The organism is Parageobacillus sp. KH3-4 (genome assembly GCF_022846435.1).
Taxonomy (GTDB): domain Bacteria; phylum Bacillota; class Bacilli; order Bacillales; family Anoxybacillaceae; genus Parageobacillus; species Parageobacillus thermoglucosidasius_A.
This window is the reverse complement of record NZ_AP025627.1, coordinates 1023260-1042729: the sequence shown is the minus strand read 5'-3', so window position 1 is coordinate 1042729 and position 19470 is coordinate 1023260. Positions and strand designations below refer to the sequence as shown.

The 19470-nt window shown below is 42.2% G+C and carries 24 protein-coding genes; 7 read left to right on the top strand and 17 right to left on the bottom strand.

All coding sequences use genetic code 11. The features are described 5' to 3' along the window. Window positions 1–230: 230 nt before the first annotated feature. The 3 genes from MWM02_RS05345 to gpr all read right to left on the bottom strand — a co-directional run bounded on the left by MWM02_RS05345 (window position 231) and on the right by gpr (window position 2976). On the bottom strand, window positions 231–572 hold the full coding sequence (locus MWM02_RS05345; protein ID WP_064549775.1) for a YqxA family protein: 342 nt from the start codon (window positions 570–572) through the stop codon (window positions 231–233). 15 nt (window positions 573–587) lie between these two features. Next, the gene (spoIIP, locus tag MWM02_RS05340) at window positions 588–1787 is read right to left on the bottom strand and encodes a stage II sporulation protein P (RefSeq protein ID WP_064549774.1); all 1200 of its coding nucleotides are present in this window, start codon (window positions 1785–1787) and stop codon (window positions 588–590) included. Between the two features lie 70 nt (window positions 1788–1857). Further along, on the bottom strand, window positions 1858–2976 hold the full coding sequence (gene gpr, locus MWM02_RS05335) for a GPR endopeptidase (protein WP_244403114.1): 1119 nt from the start codon (window positions 2974–2976) through the stop codon (window positions 1858–1860). A 220-nt stretch (window positions 2977–3196) separates the two neighbouring features. Between gpr and rpsT the strand changes: the two genes are divergently transcribed. Continuing rightward, a complete protein-coding gene (gene rpsT / locus MWM02_RS05330; protein WP_064549772.1) occupies window positions 3197–3466 on the top strand; it encodes a 30S ribosomal protein S20 in 270 nt (89 codons plus the stop codon). A gap of 48 nt (window positions 3467–3514) precedes the next feature. Here rpsT and holA read toward each other — a convergent pair whose 3' ends face one another. Then, window positions 3515–4537 (bottom strand): DNA polymerase III subunit delta, encoded by a 1023-nt coding sequence (gene holA / locus MWM02_RS05325; RefSeq protein WP_244403112.1) that lies wholly within the window; start codon window positions 4535–4537, stop codon window positions 3515–3517. A 286-nt stretch (window positions 4538–4823) separates the two neighbouring features. Between holA and MWM02_RS05320 the strand changes: the two genes are divergently transcribed. Next, window positions 4824–4958 (top strand): YqzM family protein, encoded by a 135-nt coding sequence (locus MWM02_RS05320; protein ID WP_017435613.1) that lies wholly within the window; start codon window positions 4824–4826, stop codon window positions 4956–4958. 45 nt (window positions 4959–5003) lie between these two features. Here MWM02_RS05320 and MWM02_RS05315 read toward each other — a convergent pair whose 3' ends face one another. The 3 genes from MWM02_RS05315 to MWM02_RS05305 all read right to left on the bottom strand — a co-directional run bounded on the left by MWM02_RS05315 (window position 5004) and on the right by MWM02_RS05305 (window position 8474). Further along, window positions 5004–7289 carry a DNA internalization-related competence protein ComEC/Rec2 gene (locus tag MWM02_RS05315; RefSeq protein ID WP_244403111.1) on the bottom strand — a complete coding sequence of 762 codons (2286 nt, stop codon included), beginning with the start codon at window positions 7287–7289 and terminating at the stop codon, window positions 5004–5006. Window positions 7290–7319: 30 nt separating this feature from the next. Next, the gene (locus MWM02_RS05310; protein ID WP_064549769.1) at window positions 7320–7775 is read right to left on the bottom strand and encodes a ComE operon protein 2; all 456 of its coding nucleotides are present in this window, start codon (window positions 7773–7775) and stop codon (window positions 7320–7322) included. Between the two features lie 84 nt (window positions 7776–7859). Then, window positions 7860–8474 (bottom strand): helix-hairpin-helix domain-containing protein, encoded by a 615-nt coding sequence (locus MWM02_RS05305; protein WP_064549768.1) that lies wholly within the window; start codon window positions 8472–8474, stop codon window positions 7860–7862. A 97-nt stretch (window positions 8475–8571) separates the two neighbouring features. Between MWM02_RS05305 and comER the strand changes: the two genes are divergently transcribed. After that, the gene (comER, locus tag MWM02_RS05300; protein ID WP_064549767.1) at window positions 8572–9393 is read left to right on the top strand and encodes a late competence protein ComER; all 822 of its coding nucleotides are present in this window, start codon (window positions 8572–8574) and stop codon (window positions 9391–9393) included. A gap of 203 nt (window positions 9394–9596) precedes the next feature. Here comER and MWM02_RS05295 read toward each other — a convergent pair whose 3' ends face one another. Genes MWM02_RS05295 through MWM02_RS05260 form a run of 8 tightly spaced genes read right to left on the bottom strand, consistent with a single transcriptional unit; the run spans window position 9597 to window position 14661 of the window. Next, a complete protein-coding gene (locus tag MWM02_RS05295; RefSeq protein ID WP_244403110.1) occupies window positions 9597–10340 on the bottom strand; it encodes a class I SAM-dependent DNA methyltransferase in 744 nt (247 codons plus the stop codon). Further along, a complete protein-coding gene (gene rsfS, locus MWM02_RS05290; RefSeq protein ID WP_064549765.1) occupies window positions 10337–10693 on the bottom strand; it encodes a ribosome silencing factor in 357 nt (118 codons plus the stop codon). The genes MWM02_RS05295 and rsfS overlap by 4 nt, the downstream gene beginning before the upstream one ends. Next, window positions 10690–11268 carry a bis(5'-nucleosyl)-tetraphosphatase (symmetrical) YqeK gene (yqeK, locus tag MWM02_RS05285; protein ID WP_064549764.1) on the bottom strand — a complete coding sequence of 193 codons (579 nt, stop codon included), beginning with the start codon at window positions 11266–11268 and terminating at the stop codon, window positions 10690–10692. The genes rsfS and yqeK overlap by 4 nt, the downstream gene beginning before the upstream one ends. Continuing rightward, window positions 11237–11827 (bottom strand): nicotinate-nucleotide adenylyltransferase, encoded by a 591-nt coding sequence (locus tag MWM02_RS05280; protein ID WP_064549763.1) that lies wholly within the window; start codon window positions 11825–11827, stop codon window positions 11237–11239. Before MWM02_RS05280 ends, yqeK begins: the two co-directional genes overlap by 32 nt. A 38-nt stretch (window positions 11828–11865) precedes the next feature. Then, window positions 11866–12159, bottom strand: coding sequence for a ribosome assembly RNA-binding protein YhbY (yhbY, locus tag MWM02_RS05275; RefSeq protein ID WP_064549762.1), 294 nt, complete (start codon window positions 12157–12159; stop codon window positions 11866–11868). 3 nt (window positions 12160–12162) lie between these two features. Next, window positions 12163–12996 (bottom strand): shikimate dehydrogenase, encoded by an 834-nt coding sequence (aroE, locus tag MWM02_RS05270; RefSeq protein WP_064549761.1) that lies wholly within the window; start codon window positions 12994–12996, stop codon window positions 12163–12165. A 43-nt stretch (window positions 12997–13039) separates the two neighbouring features. Continuing rightward, window positions 13040–14149, bottom strand: coding sequence for a ribosome biogenesis GTPase YqeH (gene yqeH / locus MWM02_RS05265; RefSeq protein WP_420038582.1), 1110 nt, complete (start codon window positions 14147–14149; stop codon window positions 13040–13042). Then, window positions 14146–14661, bottom strand: a complete 516-nt coding sequence (locus MWM02_RS05260; protein ID WP_244403595.1) for a YqeG family HAD IIIA-type phosphatase — start codon at window positions 14659–14661, stop codon at window positions 14146–14148. The genes yqeH and MWM02_RS05260 overlap by 4 nt, the downstream gene beginning before the upstream one ends. Before the next feature lie 340 nt (window positions 14662–15001). On the opposite strand from MWM02_RS05260, the gene MWM02_RS05255 reads away from it, so the two are divergent. After that, on the top strand, window positions 15002–15142 hold the full coding sequence (locus MWM02_RS05255; protein ID WP_013876598.1) for a sporulation histidine kinase inhibitor Sda: 141 nt from the start codon (window positions 15002–15004) through the stop codon (window positions 15140–15142). A gap of 19 nt (window positions 15143–15161) precedes the next feature. Here the strand turns inward: MWM02_RS05255 and MWM02_RS05250 are convergent, their stop codons facing one another. After that, on the bottom strand, window positions 15162–15941 hold the full coding sequence (locus MWM02_RS05250) for a phosphatidylserine decarboxylase (RefSeq protein WP_244403109.1): 780 nt from the start codon (window positions 15939–15941) through the stop codon (window positions 15162–15164). Between the two features lie 128 nt (window positions 15942–16069). Between MWM02_RS05250 and pssA the strand changes: the two genes are divergently transcribed. From pssA to motB, 3 genes are all read left to right on the top strand, one after another. Continuing rightward, the gene (gene pssA / locus MWM02_RS05245; protein ID WP_244403108.1) at window positions 16070–16609 is read left to right on the top strand and encodes a CDP-diacylglycerol--serine O-phosphatidyltransferase; all 540 of its coding nucleotides are present in this window, start codon (window positions 16070–16072) and stop codon (window positions 16607–16609) included. 176 nt (window positions 16610–16785) lie between these two features. Beyond that, window positions 16786–17577, top strand: a complete 792-nt coding sequence (gene motA, locus MWM02_RS05240; RefSeq protein WP_064549757.1) for a flagellar motor stator protein MotA — start codon at window positions 16786–16788, stop codon at window positions 17575–17577. After that, window positions 17570–18343, top strand: coding sequence for a flagellar motor protein MotB (gene motB / locus MWM02_RS05235; protein WP_064549756.1), 774 nt, complete (start codon window positions 17570–17572; stop codon window positions 18341–18343). The genes motA and motB overlap by 8 nt, the downstream gene beginning before the upstream one ends. A 394-nt stretch (window positions 18344–18737) precedes the next feature. On the opposite strand, the gene uptA is transcribed toward motB, so the two are convergent. Then, on the bottom strand, window positions 18738–19331 hold the full coding sequence (gene uptA, locus MWM02_RS05230; RefSeq protein WP_064549754.1) for an undecaprenyl phosphate transporter UptA: 594 nt from the start codon (window positions 19329–19331) through the stop codon (window positions 18738–18740). Between the last annotated feature and the right edge of the window lie 139 nt (window positions 19332–19470).

The following is a 19470-nucleotide window of genomic DNA, read 5'->3' as shown; positions in this document are numbered from 1 at the left end:
CTATTCCCGTAACTACACTAGCTTTGATTATAGCAACACAACAAGCAAGATTCAATGACATAGTTTTTCATAAAAAGTGAAGCGGTTCAACATTTTTGGTAAGTTTGCCTAATCCTTTGTTCATCCGCGTTGTGCATCGTAACCGCAAAAATAAAAACATCGGCGAATGTTATCTATAGCTCGCCAATGTTTGCGCAAAGTTTTTCTATTCATCCATAAGAAATGCCAGTTCATTTTCCTAACCATTTTTCTAAAAGGAAAAGCATTTTCTCCGTCAGCGATTTGACCGCTTCGGCAAACTGTTTGCCAAGTTCGGAAAACAGATTAAACGTTCTCATCGTTTCGATTTTTTCTTGCTTTTTTTGTACATCTTCCACTATTACTTTATTTCCGAAGACGGACGCTTCTACTTCGCCGTTTTGATCTTTTGAAATATGAAAGACGGATGGAAACGCTGGATCATCAAATCCTTTCATCTTCCGCAAGCCTTCATTTGCCTGCTGCATGCCGAGCAACACCCCGAAAAAAAGAATCATTACTGCTAAAAAAAATTGAATAGTAAATTTCAGCAAAAATCATCCGCTCCTTTACCGTTTTTCCGCCGGTGCGGGCGCTTGTACTTTTTGCGCCTGCCAATAATATTCGCTGAACACATCAGCGACAGCGGATGCAGAGCGAAACAGCTCTTCAAACGTATTGTCGACTCCCCCGAACTCAATTAACAGCGCATTTTCCGACAAATCTTGGTTAAACTTTCCGTTCGTTTCTGCCCCTTTTTTCTCAATCACTCCCCGACTAAGCCCTGGATATTTTTTTTGCAATAAATGGTGTAATTGCGTGGCAAGCTGCAAATTTTTTTCATACTTCGCGTTTTCCCCGCCGATGATAAACGCCACGCGGGCATAATCCACGCCATGAATCGTGATGGTCGTATATTTTCGTCTTCTTGAATCACGGTGAATATCGATGAAATATTGCAAATCGCGATTGCGGCTCATCGCTTCGACCACCGTTTTTCGTGACATATCGTACGCTTGGTAGTATTTCATGCCTTTTTTCTTCAGTTCCCCTTCAATGTCAATCGTACTTACTTCCGCGCCAATTCCCCGTTTTTCCATTTCCTCCGCTAGCTTTTCCCCAACTTTCGTGACATTCACCGTACGATGGAACGCCAAATCAGGATCAGTAACTCCTTTTAAAGCCGGCAAGTACGATTCACGTGTATGCGTATGGTAAATATATACGACGTTTCTTCCCCCCGTCGTTTGCGTCGGCGGGGGAACTTGTTTTTCCTCGTGCTTCTTATCCGCTTCTTCCAAACTCTCTAAAGATGCTTGACGTTCTGCAAGCATTACCTCAAGCGGCGGAGCAGATTCGTACGGCATGTTTGTATAATCCGTTCCTTCCCCAGCAACAATAATTTTACTATCATATAGCGCAAATCCCGGAAGTTCACCGCCAAGCAGGCTGCGCGGGTCGTCCGGGTTAATGCTTGTGGCCATGCGAAACAACAATGCCGAATAATTCGGCTTTTGCCGCTCTTTGGGCAACAGTTGCGAAAAATAATGATTTTCAAAACTAAATAAATGAACAAACGTTTCTTGCGAAAATTGGTTCGTCATATTGCTGACGGAAGAAGACGAAATGCGGTACTCCGGTTTTAACGAAGTAATGGCTCCCACTAGCATAAACATCATCATGCAACCTAATACCGCTAAAATAATCACTTTTTTGAGACTTGCGCCTTGCACAGCCACCATCATTCGCGAAGAACGCTGCTTTTTCATGTTCTCACCCTTTCCCGGCTTGTCTACTAATTAACGTATGGTCAAGCGGGAAAAGATAGAACTTTTTTCACTAATGAGTGTAAGAACCGATATTACGTTGATCCACCTGCTCGTGCAACGCGGCATTAAGACCGCTCGCTAATAAATTTGCCATATCTTCGATAAACATATCGACTTCTTTCGGAGTGACCATTAAATTATGGCCGAGCGGGGCAAGCACTTCGTAAATCAGCTTGCGTTTTTCCTCTTCTGCTAGCGTCCCGATTATACCGAGAAATGTCGAACGTTGTTTTGCTGATGGCATATCTTCTTCTGCGAATTTCTTTTTCTTTCCGAACGTCCATCCTGCTGGAGCAAGCGCACTCGACGGCCGCATGTTTTCACGCATTTCCCTTCCAAAATGTTTTAACATAAAATCAATCGTATCGCTTGTAATCGACACGGCATCGACAACAGTCGGAACACCGATAGAAATAACTGGGATTCCTAACGTTTCCTTGCTCAGTTCTTTTCGCTTATTCCCCACCCCTGAACCGGGATGGATTCCCGTATCGGAAATTTGAATCGTTGCATTGACTCGTTCAATCGATCGCGCTGCCAATGCATCAATAACGACCACAAAATCTGGCTTGATTTTTTCTACGATTCCGTGGATGATATCGCTTGTTTCAATTCCCGTCGTCCCCATCACACCTGGAGCAATCGCACTGACTGGACGAAATCCTTCTTCTACGTTTTCCGGTTGAAGATGAAATAAATGTCTCGTAACAAGCAAATTTTCCACTGTCAGCGGGCCTAACGCATCCGGCGTCACGTTCGCATTGCCTAACCCTACAACAAGACAGCTTGATTCTCTTCCGATGTTCGAATGTCGCAAAAAATCGCTGAACTCTTTGGCAAATATCTCTTGCACTTTTCTTTGCAACTCCGTATTATGTTCACGAATCCCTTGTGCTTCAATGGTTAAATAATTTCCTGGTTTTTTGCCGATCGATTTTGCTCCTTTTTCCGTTACTTTTACATATGACAATTGAATCCCGTCGATTTCGCGATCGTGAATAATGACCCCTTCAATGCGGGAAGAGCTTTCCTTTTTTTGCTGAAGGCGCTCCTCTACCGCCATTTCGTGCGCTTCGATCGCCAAGTCGGTTCGTATGGAATATGCGCTTAAATCGATGGAGCGGTTCATATCGTTCCTCCCTATAAGACGAATCATTTTTCTTCTATTGTCACCGTTTTTTCTTAATTTATTCGCTTGGTGATAACATTCCGCCATCAGTAAAGTATTTTTGCTTGAACACTCTTGCATAATTTAACCTCGTTTGATAGAATAACACTTGTTCTTGCATGTTCCTAACAGTGGAAATAATCAAGAAGGACAAAGATGGCAGAGTGACGGAGGTGAAACCATGGCAAACATTAAGTCTGCGATTAAACGCGCAAAAACAAGTGAAAAACGCCGCGCTCACAACGCTTCCATGAAATCGGCAATGCGCACGGCGATCAAAAAATTCGAAGCGTTTGTTGAATTAAAAGATGTTGAAAAAGCTCAAGAAGCGTTCATCATCGCTACTAAAAAATTAGACAAAGCGGTGACGAAAGGTCTTATTCATAAAAATACGGCGAGTCGCAAAAAATCCCGCTTAGCCAAAAAATTAAACAGCATTATGGCATCATAAAAACGACCTGGCAGCAGGTCGTTTTCTTTTTCTTGATAAAAAACTGTTTCATTTCGTTTTACCGCTCCATTTCATCAACAATAGCTCCATAATAAGCTGCCGATCCATCGCTCCGCTCTTCATTTCATAGTCCGCTTCGGCAATTTGCCGGATGGCCGCCATAAGCTCTTCTTCAGAAAACAGCGCCGCTTGCCCCATCGCAAGTTTAATCCGAAATGGGTGCACTTTTAAGATGGAAGCAATTTGCTGCTGCCCGTATCCTTTCGCTGCCAGCCATTTCACTTGGTATAAAAGGCGAAATTGATTGGCCAGCAGCGCTAAAATTTTCAGCGGCTCTTCATTATTTTCCAGCAAATCGTAAAATACTTGCAGCGCCTCATCGATTTGTCGTTTTGTCACTTTCTCCACTAACACAAACACATTTTGCTCTAACGTACGCGATACGAGCTTTTCGACAGTTTCTTGACGGATTATTCCGCCTCGTCCAACGAACAAAGCGAGCTTGTCCAGTTCGTTAGCGAGCGTCATTAAATTCGTTCCCGCCAGCTGCAGCAAAGCATCGACCGCATTTTCCTCCATCGTCGCGCCGCTTTGCTGAGCTCTTTCCATCATCCATTCGCGTAGCTCTTTTTCGGAGAGCGGAGTCGCAACCAAAACTTCCGCATGTTCCTTCATTAATTTCGTTATTTTTTTTCGTTCATCTAGTTTTTCATACGCCCCAACGAAAACGACAATCGAAAAAGGGGAAGGCGACATTATGTACGATTCCAACTTTTTTAAGTCATGCGTGATTTCTTTTTCTTTCTCCGCTGTAAAAAAGTAAGGATTTTTCACCACGATCACCCGTTTTTCTCCTAAAAACGGAAACGTTTCTGCGTCCTCTAGCGCTGTTTGCACCGGAGTTTCTTCGCAATCGTATACCGATACATTAAATTCCCGCTCTTCTTCGGTTAACACCGTGCGGATAAGAAGTTCATACGTTTCCGTTAATAAAAACGACTCCGTTCCATATAATAAATAAAGGGGAGAAAGGTGATGATTTTTTATTTTGCCCCACAAGTCAACCACCATATTTCTCTTCTCCATTCTTCTGCAATCTTTCTATGTTGAAAAGATACAACGTTTTTCTCATTTTTACAAGGGAACCGGTTAGCGGGAAAACCGATTCCCCTTTATATAAACGTTGACAAATAAGTTCCGGGGACTTATTTGTCAACGGGTCATTTTTTATCTTTTCCCGGTCGCAAGAAAGTATTTGTGTTAACTGTTGTCAATGAAGGAAATGAACAAGGGGGATATAGATTTTTTTTTCTTTTTCGTCTATACTAAAAAATGATTGCACGAGGAGGGGAAAACGATGAACGTATTTGAAAAAGATGTACAAAGCAAGCGAAATGACGCGGTTGACTCTGCCGTCGGCTTTATTGTCTCGTTCGGATTTTTTGCAACGATGTTTATTATCGCAACATTAATTAAATTTTTCGGTTCGTGAAAGAGATTGCTTACATAAGCAGTCTCTTTTCTTTTTTAATATATGCTATGGCAGCATGACAAAAAAGGTTCCTTGCTTTTTCGCGTAAATAAAACGAATCGCGCCATGCCGGTCTGTCCGCAAAATAATTACGTTCCTTTTCCTTAGCCGTTCGATCACATTCGGTGCAGGATGACCGTAGCGGTTATGTTCTCCAACGGAAATAAGCGCAATTTTCGGCTGCGCTTTGTCTAGAAATAACTCTGCTGTGGAAGTGTCGCTGCCATGATGGGCCACTTTTAGCACATCCACTTTTAATTGCGGAAAAGCGCTGATTAGCTCCGTTTCTCCCGCTTTCTCCAAATCCCCCGTAAACAGCCAGGATAATCCGCCTAGCTTTGCATACAATACAATCGAATTATTATTATCATCGCGATACGTCGAAAACGGATGAAGGACATAAAATGAAATTCCTCCCTCAGTCCATCTATCCCCTCTTGATATTTGCGCTACTTCAATATTTTTCTGTTTGGCAAGTTGAACCAGCTTTTCTTGGAGAGAATTTTCCGTCTTCCCTTTGCCGATGACTAATTGCTTTACAGAAAGGAGATGAATAATTTCTTCCGCCGCTCCAATATGATCGACATCGCCATGTGTAGCAATCAGTTTATCGATATATCGCACTCCTTTTGACTTTAAAAATGGAACAACCACATCTTTTCCTACATCCCATTCCCGCTTTCTTTCTTGCCAAGGCTTCCTCTGCCGCGGAAGCGTTCCTCCCGTATCGATCAGATATACTCCTTTTCGGTAAGGCAATTCAATATATATGCAATCCCCTTGCCCGACATCAAGCAAAACGACCTCGCCGTAACGATCTATATATGGGCTAAACGCATGAAGCACAATCACCAATAAGACCCATCCTAAACTAAAGTAGCGTTTTCGTTCCATTTGCACAAATGCAACCAAAATCACAACGGCATAACAGACAAGGAAAAAGAAAGAAGGCTTGCCAAGAATGAGGGACAGCGAATGGCTGGATGAGAAAAGTGCGACAATGTCACTGGAAATAACAATCATTTTTTGCAGCAGCCACATAAACGGGACGGAAAAAAGTGGATGCGCATAATACGCTACAAGAGATGCAACAGAAAGCGGCAAAATAATAAAAGAATAAAGCGGCACGAAAATAAGATTAAGGGGAAGACTCCATAAAGAAACTTCAAAAAAATAGTATAAAAGAAACGGAAGAGCGCTCAACTGGGCAATAGCGGTTGTGAAAAAGAGACGAAAAACGGCAGAATGATACGACATGATCATTGGCGAAGATAAAATGAGGGCAAATGACACGATAAACGATAGCTGGAACCCAACATCCCATAACATATACGGATCAAATAAAAGCATAACCATCAGCGTCACGCTTAATGCGTCAAGCGGTGATAACGTCATTTTCCGGTAATTCGCATACAAGAAAAGCATCGCCATAAAAGACGCGCGAATAACCGAAGGAGAAGCGCCCGTCAGCACAATATAAATTGGAAGAAAAATCAGTAAAATGAGCGTCGCCGTTTCCTTTGTAATAAAGCGATTCAAAATGGAAAACGCCGCTCCGACTAATAAAGTTACATGCAACCCAGAAATTGCTAACAAATGGATGAGTCCAAGTTTTTGGTATCCTTCCAACAGCGATTCGTCTAATTCCGTCCTCTCGCCATATAAAAGCGCTTGAACAATTCCAACCGTTTCCGATGGAAAATGCGTTTCAATCACATGAAGTCCTTTTTCGCGGAGCAAAAGCAGCCTTTCATACAACGTCGGGGACATGCGGCGGCAATGTTGCGGGGAAATCGATTGAGGCTTAAGAATCCAATGAATGTGGCGAAATCGCAAATAGCGGCGATAATCGAAAGCATTAGGATTTCGCGGCAACGCTGGGCGCTCAAGCGTTCCTTTCACCGTACATACCGTTCCAGAAGCCAAAAGCGAAGAAAGCTGTTGTTTTTCCTGCACCGATTTCATATAGTAAATAAGCTGCAGCTTTTCTTTTTTCCCCACTTCTACCATCGCTTTTAGCTGATCCCCATCCATTGTAACTGGAGCGATAAAACGGATGGAAAATAAAGTCATGCGGCTAGACAATTGCGTTTCGTTATGGCTGTCTATATAAACGATGTACATATAAAAAATGCAGATTGTCATCAGCGAAACAAGAAAGAGGCGCCTTTTTCGCACAAAAAGGAAAATCGCGTAAAGCACGATAAACAACAAAGAGACGCTTGACCCTGTGTAGCCAGCCGCTATCCCTGCGATGGCGGCAATCGCCGCATAAACGATATTTCCACGCATTGTTACGCCCCTTTCTCATGAGATGCCCGTTCAGCGCTGGAGAAGCGACAAAATTTCTTTATTAAACGGCACATGCTCTACGCGAACTTTCGCTTGTTGAAAAAGTTCCAGCGCATACGGATCGTTTTTATAATCTTTTGCATAATATACAGCGCGAATTCCGCTTTGAATAATCGCTTTGCAGCAATGCAAACATGGAAAATGGGTTACATACATCTCTGCTCCTTCCGTCGGTACGCCGAATTTCGCACATTGGATAATCGCATTCATCTCCGCGTGGATCGTGCGAACGCAATGACCATCAATGACATAACACCCTTCGTCAATGCAATGGGCCCCACCGGCGATTGAACCGTTATATCCTCCGGCAATAATTCGTTTGTCACGGACGATGGTGGCGCCAACCGCCAATCGCGTGCAGGTGCTGCGCAATGCCAACAAATGGCTTTGTGCCATAAAATATTGATCCCACGTAATTCGTTCCATATTTCCTCCCCCGCTTGTCCAGTAAACTTATTTCACGCGCGCATACCTCTAGTGTAAGGCGCAGCCAGCAAAGCGTCAACGATATTACGGCACAACAATTTGCTCTTTTATTTTTTCCAGCGTTTTTTCGCCAATGCCTGTAACATTTAGCAAATCTTCCACTTTTTTAAATGGGCCGTGTTCTTCACGATAGGCAATAATAGCCGCCGCTTTCGTTGGACCAATCCCCGAAAGCTGCAATATTTCTTCTTCCGATGCTGTATTAATGTGAACTTTCTTAGAATCACTTGAAGGAATAAGCGGAGCATCTGTGGAAGAAACGTTCGTTTCCCCACGAGCCGGTACATAAATCATCATCTCATCATGTACTTTTGCTGCCAAGTTGACCTTTGTTTGATCCGCTTCTTTTGTAAACCCTCCCGCCATCCCCACCACATCGTTGACGCGTGCCGTGTCTGTTATTTCGTATACTCCCGGCCGGACGACCGCTCCCTTTATATCGACAACAATTGTTTTCGATTGCACTTTTTCTTTTTGTTTTTCCGCTGCTTCCTGCACCATTCGTTCCGCCGTTAGCACAGAACCTTGCTCCTTTTCGTTCATTTCATTGTTACGAAACAAAATCGCAACCACCGCGATAAACACCGCCAAAAGGAGGATGTACCACCGTTTATCATACTTTTTGATCGCTTCCCACATATTCATCATCCTTTCAAATTAGTCATAAAACAAATAAAACATTCATACATATCGTTGAAGAAACTATCGGTTACTGTATCAAGGAAGGGGGAAAAGCATGAAAATCGGAATGATCGGGACAGGAAATATGGGAAGGATTTTAATTGAAGCGTTTCTTGAATCCGGTGCCGTTAAAGAAGACCAGCTTATTATTACCAATCGCACATTGGAAAAAGCGTTAGACATCCAGCGTCACCATCCAGACGTCTACGTTGCTTCTAGCGCAGAGGAAGTGGTGCAGAAAGCAATCATCGTGTTTTTATGTGTCAAACCGTTAGATATTCACCCCCTTTTGCAGCAATTGGCTTCTTTGTGGACAAAGGAACATTGTCTCATATCGATTACAAGTCCTATTAGCGTTCAGCAGCTGGAAGCAACCGTTCCTTGCCATGTAGCGCGTGTTATCCCAAGCGTTACAAACCGAGCGCTTTCTGGAAGCACACTAATCACATTTGGGCAGCGCTGTTCCCTCTACTATCAAACCTATATAGAAAAGCTGTTTCGCCACATTTCTGTTCCTTCCTATATTGATAATGAAATTACGCGAATCGCTTCAGACATCGCAAGCTGCGGCCCCGCTTTTTTCAGCTATTTGCTTCAGCGGTTTATAGAGGCTGCCGTGAAAAAAACAGCGATCACAAAAGAACAAGCAACGGCGTTAACCAATGACATGATTATCGGATTGGGGGAATTGTTGAAAAGCAATCTTTACACACTTCCAGCGCTGCAAGAAAAAGTTTGTGTGAAAGGCGGTATTACCGGGGAAGGGATTGCAGTGCTTGAAAAGGAAATGGAAGGGGTATTTGAACAAGTATTTGCCAAGACACAAGAGAAATTCAAAGATGACATCGAAAAAGTAAAAAAGCAATTCAATGGTTAAATTCGTGAAAAAAGAAAAAAATCCTGCTGAACAAAACAAAAAAAGCTATCTCAAATTTAAGATTTTAAGATTGATAAACAACAAGAACGGCTTTTCTGCCGAAGCCGGCTCGCCCCGCTTTAACAGGCTTTGGCAGAAAAGCATAACGTTTTCAGAGCGGAAGGAGCTGCTGCTTCATGCTCTTCGGCAAAAACGGACATCGCTCATTTTTTCGCGACAAAAAAGATGCGCTCAGACGTTTCGCTTGGCGCTTCATCGGTAAAATCTGCGGTTATTTCCAGTACGGCAAATCCCGCTTCCGTCAGCCATTGTTTATATTGAGCGATTTCATATGTGCGCTGCCGGTGCAGTTCGTCATACCGTTCATATGTTCCGCCGTCGCCGCGTACGAAAAACGTTAACTCATGCTCAACGCTATGCGGCAATGAAAACGGATAGCAAGACCAAATATAGCTAATTTTCTCGTCATTACTTGCAAATACCGCACCTTGAAAAACATGGTCTATTTTATACGTGGAATGAACGTCAAACAACAACAGCCCATCTTCTCTTAACAGTTCATAAATGCGCAAAAACGTTTGCCGAACTTCGTTTTCTTCCAATAAATAGTTGAGGGAATCGCAAAAAATCGTGGCACAATCAAATGATGAAAATCCTTCTAGTTCCGCCATATTTTGTTGAAAAAATTCAATCGCGACATGTTGCGTTTCCGCTTTCGCCTGTGCAATAGCAAGCATATTTTCCGACAAATCGATGCCTGTGACCAAAAATCCTTCTTTTGCCAGCCGAATCGCCAATTCTCCTGTGCCGCATCCAACATCAAGAATGCGTTTCGCCTCTTTGCGCCCATATTTTTTAAGCTTCTTTTGCACAAACGACTGCCATTTATCATACGGCGCTTCATTCATTAACGCATCGTACCAATATGCGAATGACTCGTACGTCACTGCTGCAACACGCTCGCTACATCTTCAAGCGGCGCATCTCCCCATAAACGCTCTAAATTGTAATAACTGCGTTCCTCTTTATCAAAAACATGAACAACAATATCGCCTAAATCGACTAAAACCCATTTTGCCTCACGAAATCCTTCTACCCGTTTCACAGAAATATGATGCTCCTCGGCTTTCTCTTTTATTTCCCGAGCAATCGCCTGCACTTGCTTTTCCGAATTGCCATGGCAAATAACAAAATAATCGGCGACAAGGGAGATGCCTTTCATGTTCAAAACAACGATATTTTCCGCCTTTTTATCATCGGCTGCCCGCACGATCAATCGCAATATCTCCTGTTCCGTCATTCTTGAGATTCCCCCTTTATTTCCATAATTAATGAATTATACGTGTGAATCGTATCTGGATAAATCGGTTGGTCTTTTTTCAGCAAAAATTGAATCGTATTTTGCAACGCTTTCGTTAGCGCCCGATTAAGATCGTGTTTTGCAAGATCGCGAACTTCATCTACTCCCGGGAATATGCGTCCAGGTTCAATATAATCGGCAAGATAAATCACTTTTTCCAATAATGTCATATTTGCGCGTCCTGACGTATGATAACGAATCGCGTTTAGTATGTCTTCATCTTCAATCCCGACTTCCGTCTTTACTAAATAAGCCCCCACTGGAGCATGCCATAATTCAGCATTGTAAGAAAGCAAATCGTTTGGCATATTTTGCTCCAAAATGATTTGTTTCATTTCCTCTTTCGGGCGATACTTCGCATAGTCGTGAAAAATAGCTGCCAATTCCGCTTTTTTTACATCTGCTCCATACTGCTTGGCAAGCTTGATTGCTGTCTCCATGACGCCAATTGTATGTTGATAGCGGTGTTCTGTCAATTGTTTTTTAACGATAGTTAACGCTTCTTGTCGTTCCATATAGTTTCTTCTCCTCTATATAAAGTCTTACGCATTCTGGCACTAAATACCGAATCGTTTGTCCTCTTCTGACCCGATCGCGAATCATTGAAGAAGATACCGCAAACTGCGGAACTTCCACTTCGATAATCGGATAAGACGTTTTAGTGGAAAATCCCGGACGCTTGACACCGACAAATGTCACTAACTGAACCAGTTCAGCAATTTTATACCAGTGCGGCAAATATTCCACCATGTCTGCACCGATAATAAAATAAAACTCATCATCTGGGTGCATCGAAAGCAGCTGACACATCGTATCATACGTATATGATGGTCCTTCTCTTTCTAATTCAATCGTTTCAATATGAAACCGCGGATGATCAGCGATCGCTAGTTCAAGCATACGCAAGCGATCTTCGCTTTTCGTCACTTGTTCATGTTGTTTATGTGGAGGGATGCGATTCGGCATAAACCAAATTTCCGACAACCGCAACGCATGAAGCACTTCGTTAGCCATTAATAAATGCCCGTAATGCGGCGGATCAAACGTCCCTCCAAAAATCCCAATTTTTTTCATATACTTCCCTCCGCCATGCGTATGCGCAACTTTGCCGTTTAGCGCGGCAATATAATTTGCTTGTTTTCCTTTGACTCCTTATACAATACAATCGTATTCCCAATTACTTGTACAAGTTCCGCGCCCGCGCCCCGTGCAAGCTGCTCGGCGACGACATGGCGGTCTTCCTCGCAGTTTTGCAGCACGCTCACTTTAATAAGCTCGCGCGCTTCAAGCGCGTCGGCAATTTGCTTAATCATATTTTCGCCTACTCCACCTTTTCCCACTTGGAAAATCGGCTTCAAATGATGAGCTTTCGCCCGCAAAAAGCGTTTTTGTTTTCCCGTTAACATATGTTACCTCCTAAGCTGTTCGATCACTATTTTTTTCATACGTTCGACGTCCGGAAACACCCCTGTCCATTTTTCGAACGCTAACGCTCCTTGATATACAAACATGCCGACTCCATTTTGAACAATCGCATTTCTTTTCCGGGCTTCTTTTAACCATTTCGTTTCTAATGGGTTGTAGATAATATCGGACACGACCGTTCCTTCTTTCATATTCGCAAGGGAAATCGGCATTTCCTCCATGTGAGGATACATCCCGACAGACGTCGTATTAATGAGAATATCATAATCTCCTAAACGTTCTTCCGCCTCATTTAGCGAGTAAGCGGTCGAGGAAACAGCGGCATCGCATTCATCAATAAGCTGTTTTGCTTTTGATACCGTTCGGTTACAAATATCGATTTGTTTGACGCCTCTATCGACAAGGGAAAAATAAATTCCTCTTGCCGCTCCCCCCGCTCCAATCATTAAAATGCGTTTTTCCTTTATATCGATGTTTACTTCTTCCTCCAGCGCCCGAACATATCCAGGGCCATCTGTATTATAGCCGATCAACCGCCCATTTTCATTTACGATCGTATTGACAGCTCCAATGCGCCGCGCTGCTGTGTCGACGTCATCAAGCAACGGGATTACCGCCGTTTTATGGGGAATCGTCACATTTAATCCCGAAATACCAAGCGCCTTCACCCCGCTGATTGCATCCTTTAAATGCTTCGGTTCCACATGAAATGCGTGGTAGCGAGCGGCAATGTTCATATTCTGAAACGCATCATTATGCATTAGCGGCGATAACGAATGATGAACTGGACAACCAAATAACGCGTATAACTTTTCCATTGTTCTCTTCTCCCCCGTATCATTTACACATACAAACCGAAAACTAGATCAACGATTTTCGGATTAAAATGTCAACTCCTTTTGGCGCATACGCAATGACTTGCGCTCCCGGCTCGTTGCATGTTACCCAACCAAGGCCGGAAAACACAATATCTGTTTTTCTCTCTTTTATGGTAAACGTATGCGCCACCAATGGTGGGAATTGATCTATATAATGTTTGCTTGGTGGCGACAGAAGTTCGCCAAGTTGCTTGGCGTATAACGCATCGGCCTTTTCCAGCTTTGTTCGATGAATCGGCAGTTCATTGGAGAAATAACATACAAAAGACCGCCGCCCTCCTTTTATATAATCAAGCCGGGCGAGTCCTCCGAAAAACAACGTCTGCCGTTCATTCAGCTGATATACTTTTGGATGGATTTCCCGCTTTGGCGTGATGACTTTTAAATCTTTTTTATCGACAAAATGCGCCATTTGATGACGATTAATAATTCCCGGCGTATCGTAAAGCGCCGCTCCGTCATCTAACGGGATTTCGATGATGTCTAGCGTCGTTCCCGGAAAATAGGATGTTGTAATCACATTTCCTTTCCCCGTCGTTTCTTGAATAATGCGATTAATAAATGTTGATTTTCCGACATTCGTACAACCAACGACATAGACGTTTTTTCCAAGCCGATGCTTTTCGATCGCCTCCATTACTTTCGCTATTCCGATTCCTTTGACAGCGCTCACTAAACATATGTCAACCGGCTTTAGGCCGAGATCGTTTGCCGATTGTACCATCCAATGGATGAGTTTTGGGTATTTTACTGATTTCGGGAGCAGATCCACTTTATTTCCAACAAGCAAAATCGGGTTGTTCGCAACAAACCGATGCAACCCCGGAAGCCAGCTTCCATTGAAGTCAAAAATATCGACGATTTTTACGACAAGCGCTTCCGACTGGCCAATGCTGTGTAAAATTTTTAAAAAGTCATCATCTGTCAGTTCTACATCCTGCACTTCATTATAGTGCTTTAAGCGGAAACAGCGTTGGCAAATGACTTCTTCTTTTTCTAAAACGCTTTTTGGCGCATAGCCGGGTTTTGTTTCATCTTCCGATTGAATGATCGCTCCGCAGCCAATGCAACGAATTTGTTGTTCCACTATCATTCCTCCCAATAAAGCATTCCTTTTTTCCGCATCATCTTTAAAATTTTCCGTTCCATCTTTCGATTCAAACGGGTCCAAAGCCCATCCGTCTGTGCAACCGGAACAACCAAAATGGTATTTAAGCCCATCCGATTTCCTCCAAACACATCTGTCAACAATTGATCACCAATGACAACCACTTCGTCTTTACTCAATTGCATCATCGACAACGCCTTTTGAAAAGCGCTTGTTAACGGCTTTCGTGCTTCAAAAATAAACGGAATGCCGAGCGGTTCCGCAAAAGATTGCACTCGTTTTTTATTATTATTAGACACGATCATTACCTTAATGCCCTCTTGTTTCATATTCTCAAGCCACTCGATTAGTTCCGGAGTGGCGTTTGAGCGATCCCACTCGACAAGCGTATTATCTAAATCAGTAATAACCCCTTTAATTCCCTTTTCTTTTAGCGAGCTAGGAGTAATGTCCAGTACACGTTTAGCAAATTGACTTGGCAAAAAATAATGGAGCACATTCATCACCTTACCTTTTTCGCGCACTGTCTCCGCGTCCTTTTCTTGCCTTTAACCATCATACATAATTTTCGCCAGTCTTTCAAAACAAACTTTGATATAAAATTTTTTCGACAAAAACCGTTATCTGCAAAATTGTGGATAAGTTTTACCCACATTATTCACAAGCATGCAATCATAATTCTACAATCTTATAAACATTTTTTCCACATGTTATCCACTAGTAGCTGTGGATAACAGAACGGTTGTTCTATATCACAAATCATGGTACAGTTAAAGTAACTTACCATTATATGTATTGATTGCAAATTCTATTCCATTGCTGAGGGAGGTTTTCAGCATGAAGTATCTATCTGATGAATTATTGATCGAATCGTATTACAAGGCAAAAGAATTGAAATTAAGCCCCGAATTCATTGAGTTAATCGAACGAGAGATTCACCGCCGTGCATTAGGGCATAAAATTAAGCTTTCCTCATAATTTGGCCTTAGGGCTTTTTTTATTTTAAATAGCCAATTCGCTCTCCCACCTTCACTCCCATCGGTGCAACGATTCGCTCATCAATTTCAATGCTGTTCTTTTCAAACAATAAAACGACGGTAGAGCCAAAGGAAAAGTAAGCAATTTCTTGTCCTTTAACAAGCTGCTTGCTCGCATGGGTAAGCTCAATGCTGTTGACAAACATCGCTCCGATTTTCACAATCGCGATATGCTTCCCGTTTGCAACCACTTCTGTAATCGTGCGGTAGTTTTTCGATAACGGACGTTTCCCGTATTTCAAGCCAAGGCGGTTGACAGGATACGATTTTTTTCCAAGCGTCCATTGCTTTTGCACGACTCCAGATATTGGGCTATGGATGCGGTGATAATGGCTTGGACTTAAATACAAAATAACGAATAATCCGTTCAAATATTTCTTTGCATCCTCGGCGCTTCCGAGCATCTCCGCAATCGAATACGTCTTGCCCTTCACGACGATTTCGCTGTTTTCGCGGATCACGCCAATGTCTTCAATAATCCCGTCAACAGGGCTAATAATGCTGTTCTGCGTTTGATCAATCGGCCTTGCTCCTTCTTTTAGCTTGCGAATAAACAACTGTTGCAGCGTTTTATAATTTTTTAAGTTTTTCTCCATCTCTTCTTGATTAATACCATAAATTTTTGCATACGATGGAATAAGCAACGCGCTTAAGCGGGATTTCGCAAAAACGGCAATTATTTTTGATGAAAGAGAATGATTCGTCAGTTCAATCATAAGACGGTACAGCCATTTTAACAAATATGTTCCCTCCAGTTTATGGCGATCATGTTTTTTACTACTTTTCATATTATAAATAAAATGAGTATAATTATTGTAGTAGATTTTGCCTTCTTTGTTTTTCACGGTAAAAAGGAGTGTGGAGAAGAATGTTTTTATCGGATTATTTAGATTACACGCTAAAAAAATTAAAGGCAAACACAGCAAACATTTTAACATTGACAAATTTATCGCTAGGCGGTTTTTCTGTCTTAACGACGTTAAAAGAGCAGCTTCATGTCAGCTTGCTTCTTATTTTTTTAGCAGCTTTAGTCGATCGCTTCGACGGGGCTGTTGCCCGAAAGCTAAATATTGAGTCGGAACTCGGAAAGCAATTGGACTCGATGAGCGATATTATCTCATTTGGGGTAGCTCCCGCTCTATTAATGTATCAAAGCATATTGTATGAATTTGGCGCGCCAGGCGCGTTTTTTACGATTTTGTACATTGGCTGCGGAGCGTTTCGCCTTGCCCGCTTTAATATTACAGAAAACAACGGCTATTTTTCTGGGCTGCCAATTACAGCTGCAGGAGTACTACTAACGTTAAGCTATTTAACGATCCATTATTTTCCCCCGCAATTTTTTATTTTCCTTATGATCACGTTGTCGTTTTTAATGGTCGGAACATTTAAATTGAAAAAAATATAAAACATAGGAAGGCTGTCCTTTCCAAAAAACAACGACGGCGGATTGGGCAGCCTTTTTTTATTTTCCAGTCATACCATTTTCTCTTTTCAATCTTTGCTATTAATTATATGATAAATGTGAATTAATTATAAAGCACCAATAACAATAATGTTCAAGATTTGACGGGGGGATTTCATTTGGACAAAACATCAATTATCGGAATTATTCTTGGCATTATCGCTGTAGGTGTCGGCATGTATCTTAAAGGCGTCAATCCTAGCGTATTGATAAACCCTGCGGCGATCTTAATCATTCTCGTTGGAACTATGGCTTCCGTCACCATCGCTTTTCCTATTCGTGAAATTAAAAAAGTGCCAAAGCTGTTCGGCGTGCTTTTTAAAGAACAAAATATCCCAACCATCGAAGAATTAATCCCATTGTTCGTTGATTGGGCAAATATAGCCCGGCGAGAAGGATTGCTCGCGCTGGAGGCAAAATTAGACGAAATTGACGATCCGTTTTTGCGAAATGGCTTAAGCATGGCAATTGACGGGCAAACGCAAGATTTTATTCGCGATGTTATGACAGAAGAAATCGAAGCGATGGAAGAGCGTCATGAAGCGAACGCAGCCATTTTTTCGCAAGCAGGTACATACGCGCCAACGCTTGGAGTGCTTGGCGCAGTTGTCGGGCTGATTGCCGCATTAAGCAATATGGACAACATCAGCGAACTTGGTATAGCAATTAGCGCTGCATTTGTCGCAACGCTGTTAGGGATTTTCACTGGGTATGTGTTATGGCATCCATTTGCTAATAAATTAAGACGCAAATCAAAAGAAGAAGCAAAAATACGGCAAGTCATGATTGAAGGAGTCCTTTCCATTTTAGAAGGACAAGCACCGCGGGCGATCGAACAAAAACTTGCTTCCTATCTTCCGGCAACTGAACGAAAAAAAATCATAGAACAGGGAGAAAAAGGAAATGAATAAGAAAAAAAAGCAAAAACAAGACGAGCATATTAACGAATCATGGCTGATTCCGTATTCCGATTTATTAACATTATTACTGGCACTTTTTATCGTGCTATTTGCCAGCAGCCAAATTGACCAAAAAAAATTCGAGCAAATTGCTCATTCATTTAATGCGGCATTAACCGGCGGAACAGGCGTGCTCGAGTTTCAAGCACCAATGGAGCAAGAACATCGCCCTTCGCAGCCCAAGCAGCAAAATAACAATAAAAAGGAACTAGACAAACAAGATAGAGAAGAACTGCATGAAGTGCAAGAAAAAATCGATACATATATTGCGAAAGAACATTTAAACGGGAAACTGAAAACATCTTTAACAGAGGAAGGATTAGCGATAACGATATTAAACGATATTTTGTTTGATTCAGGAAGCGCAGAAGTGCGACCACAAGATCAACAGCTGGCAAAAGAAATTTCCCAGCTTCTTGTCATGAATCCGCCGCGCAATATTATTATTAGCGGGCATACCGATAATGTGCCAATTCACAATGCACAATTCTCCTCCAATTGGGAACTAAGCGTCATGCGTGCTGTAAATTTTATGAAATTGTTGTTAGAAAATCCTAAGCTCGATCCGCGGTTGTTTAGTGCGAAAGGATATGGAGAATTTAAACCGGTAGCATCAAATAATACTCCTGAAGGAAGAATGAAAAACCGGCGCGTCGAAATTTTAATATTGCCAAATACCCAAGCTTCACAGAGAGAAGACAGTGGCAGCTCATCTTAAGCAACTCTTTTGCAAAGCAAAAAGGCTGGTAGTTATTTTCCAGCCTTTTATTTGTTATGTAATTCCTTTGCTTTTTAAAAGCAATGCGGAACGATAAGCAACAGGATAAAGGGAAAACGCCTAAATTCAGTCAATGATGCGACCACACTATTGATTATCGTCGCAACATTCATTAACGGTTGCTCGCCATTCCCGCCGCTAAATGAAAAACGTGCGACTTTGCTTTCCCACGACTTCTGCCATAAACGAGACTCCTGCGTAATCTTGGTGATAGGAAGAGGATAATTAAGAATTTTAGTATGCAAATTCGAATTCTTTAGTTTCTCACTCTCTATCTTGACTTTTCGCCAACAGAACGTAAGAACCATAAACGAAGCAACCATGGAATAAGCGATCATCGCCGTTTTCGCCGATAAATTTGCATCACAATGTAAATGACGGTAACCACAATTGCAGCAATGATCACTGGTCGCAAATAAGGACGGGCAATTTCATCAATTTCTTGCCAGTGGTTTCCTAACCGTTCCCCTAAAAAAATAAAGAAAATCGACCATGGAATAATCGCACACGTTGTATAAAAGGTAAATTTTTTCCATGACATTTTGGCGATACCAGCTGGAATGGAAATAGCATGGCGCACAACCGGAATAAAGCGCGCAGTAAAAATGACGCCCGGGCCGTATTTGTTAAACCATTGCTCCGATAAATCAAGATGTTTCTTTTTAATCAACAAATATTTTCCATACTTATCAAGAAACGGTCTGCCTCCATAATATCCCATCCAATATAAAAACAGCTGTGCTATCGTTCCGCCAATGGTCCCAGCTATAACGGCCCCGACAAACGATATTTCTTCGCGAGACACCAAATATCCCGCATAAGCCAACACAATTTCGCTCGGAATAATCTCGATCATTAATGCCAAAGCAATGCCGACATAACCTAAATCCACTAAAAACGTAAAAATATTTTGAATTAATTCGTGCATGTTTCTCCTCCTAAATATCGCTAATCATTCATCCGCCCAGCCTGCTCGGCAACAAAATTATACTATACTACGCTAAAGAAAAAAATAAGTTTCTAGAAGGAAAAAAGCTGCCCCTTCCCCTGGACAGCTTTTTCGCCAT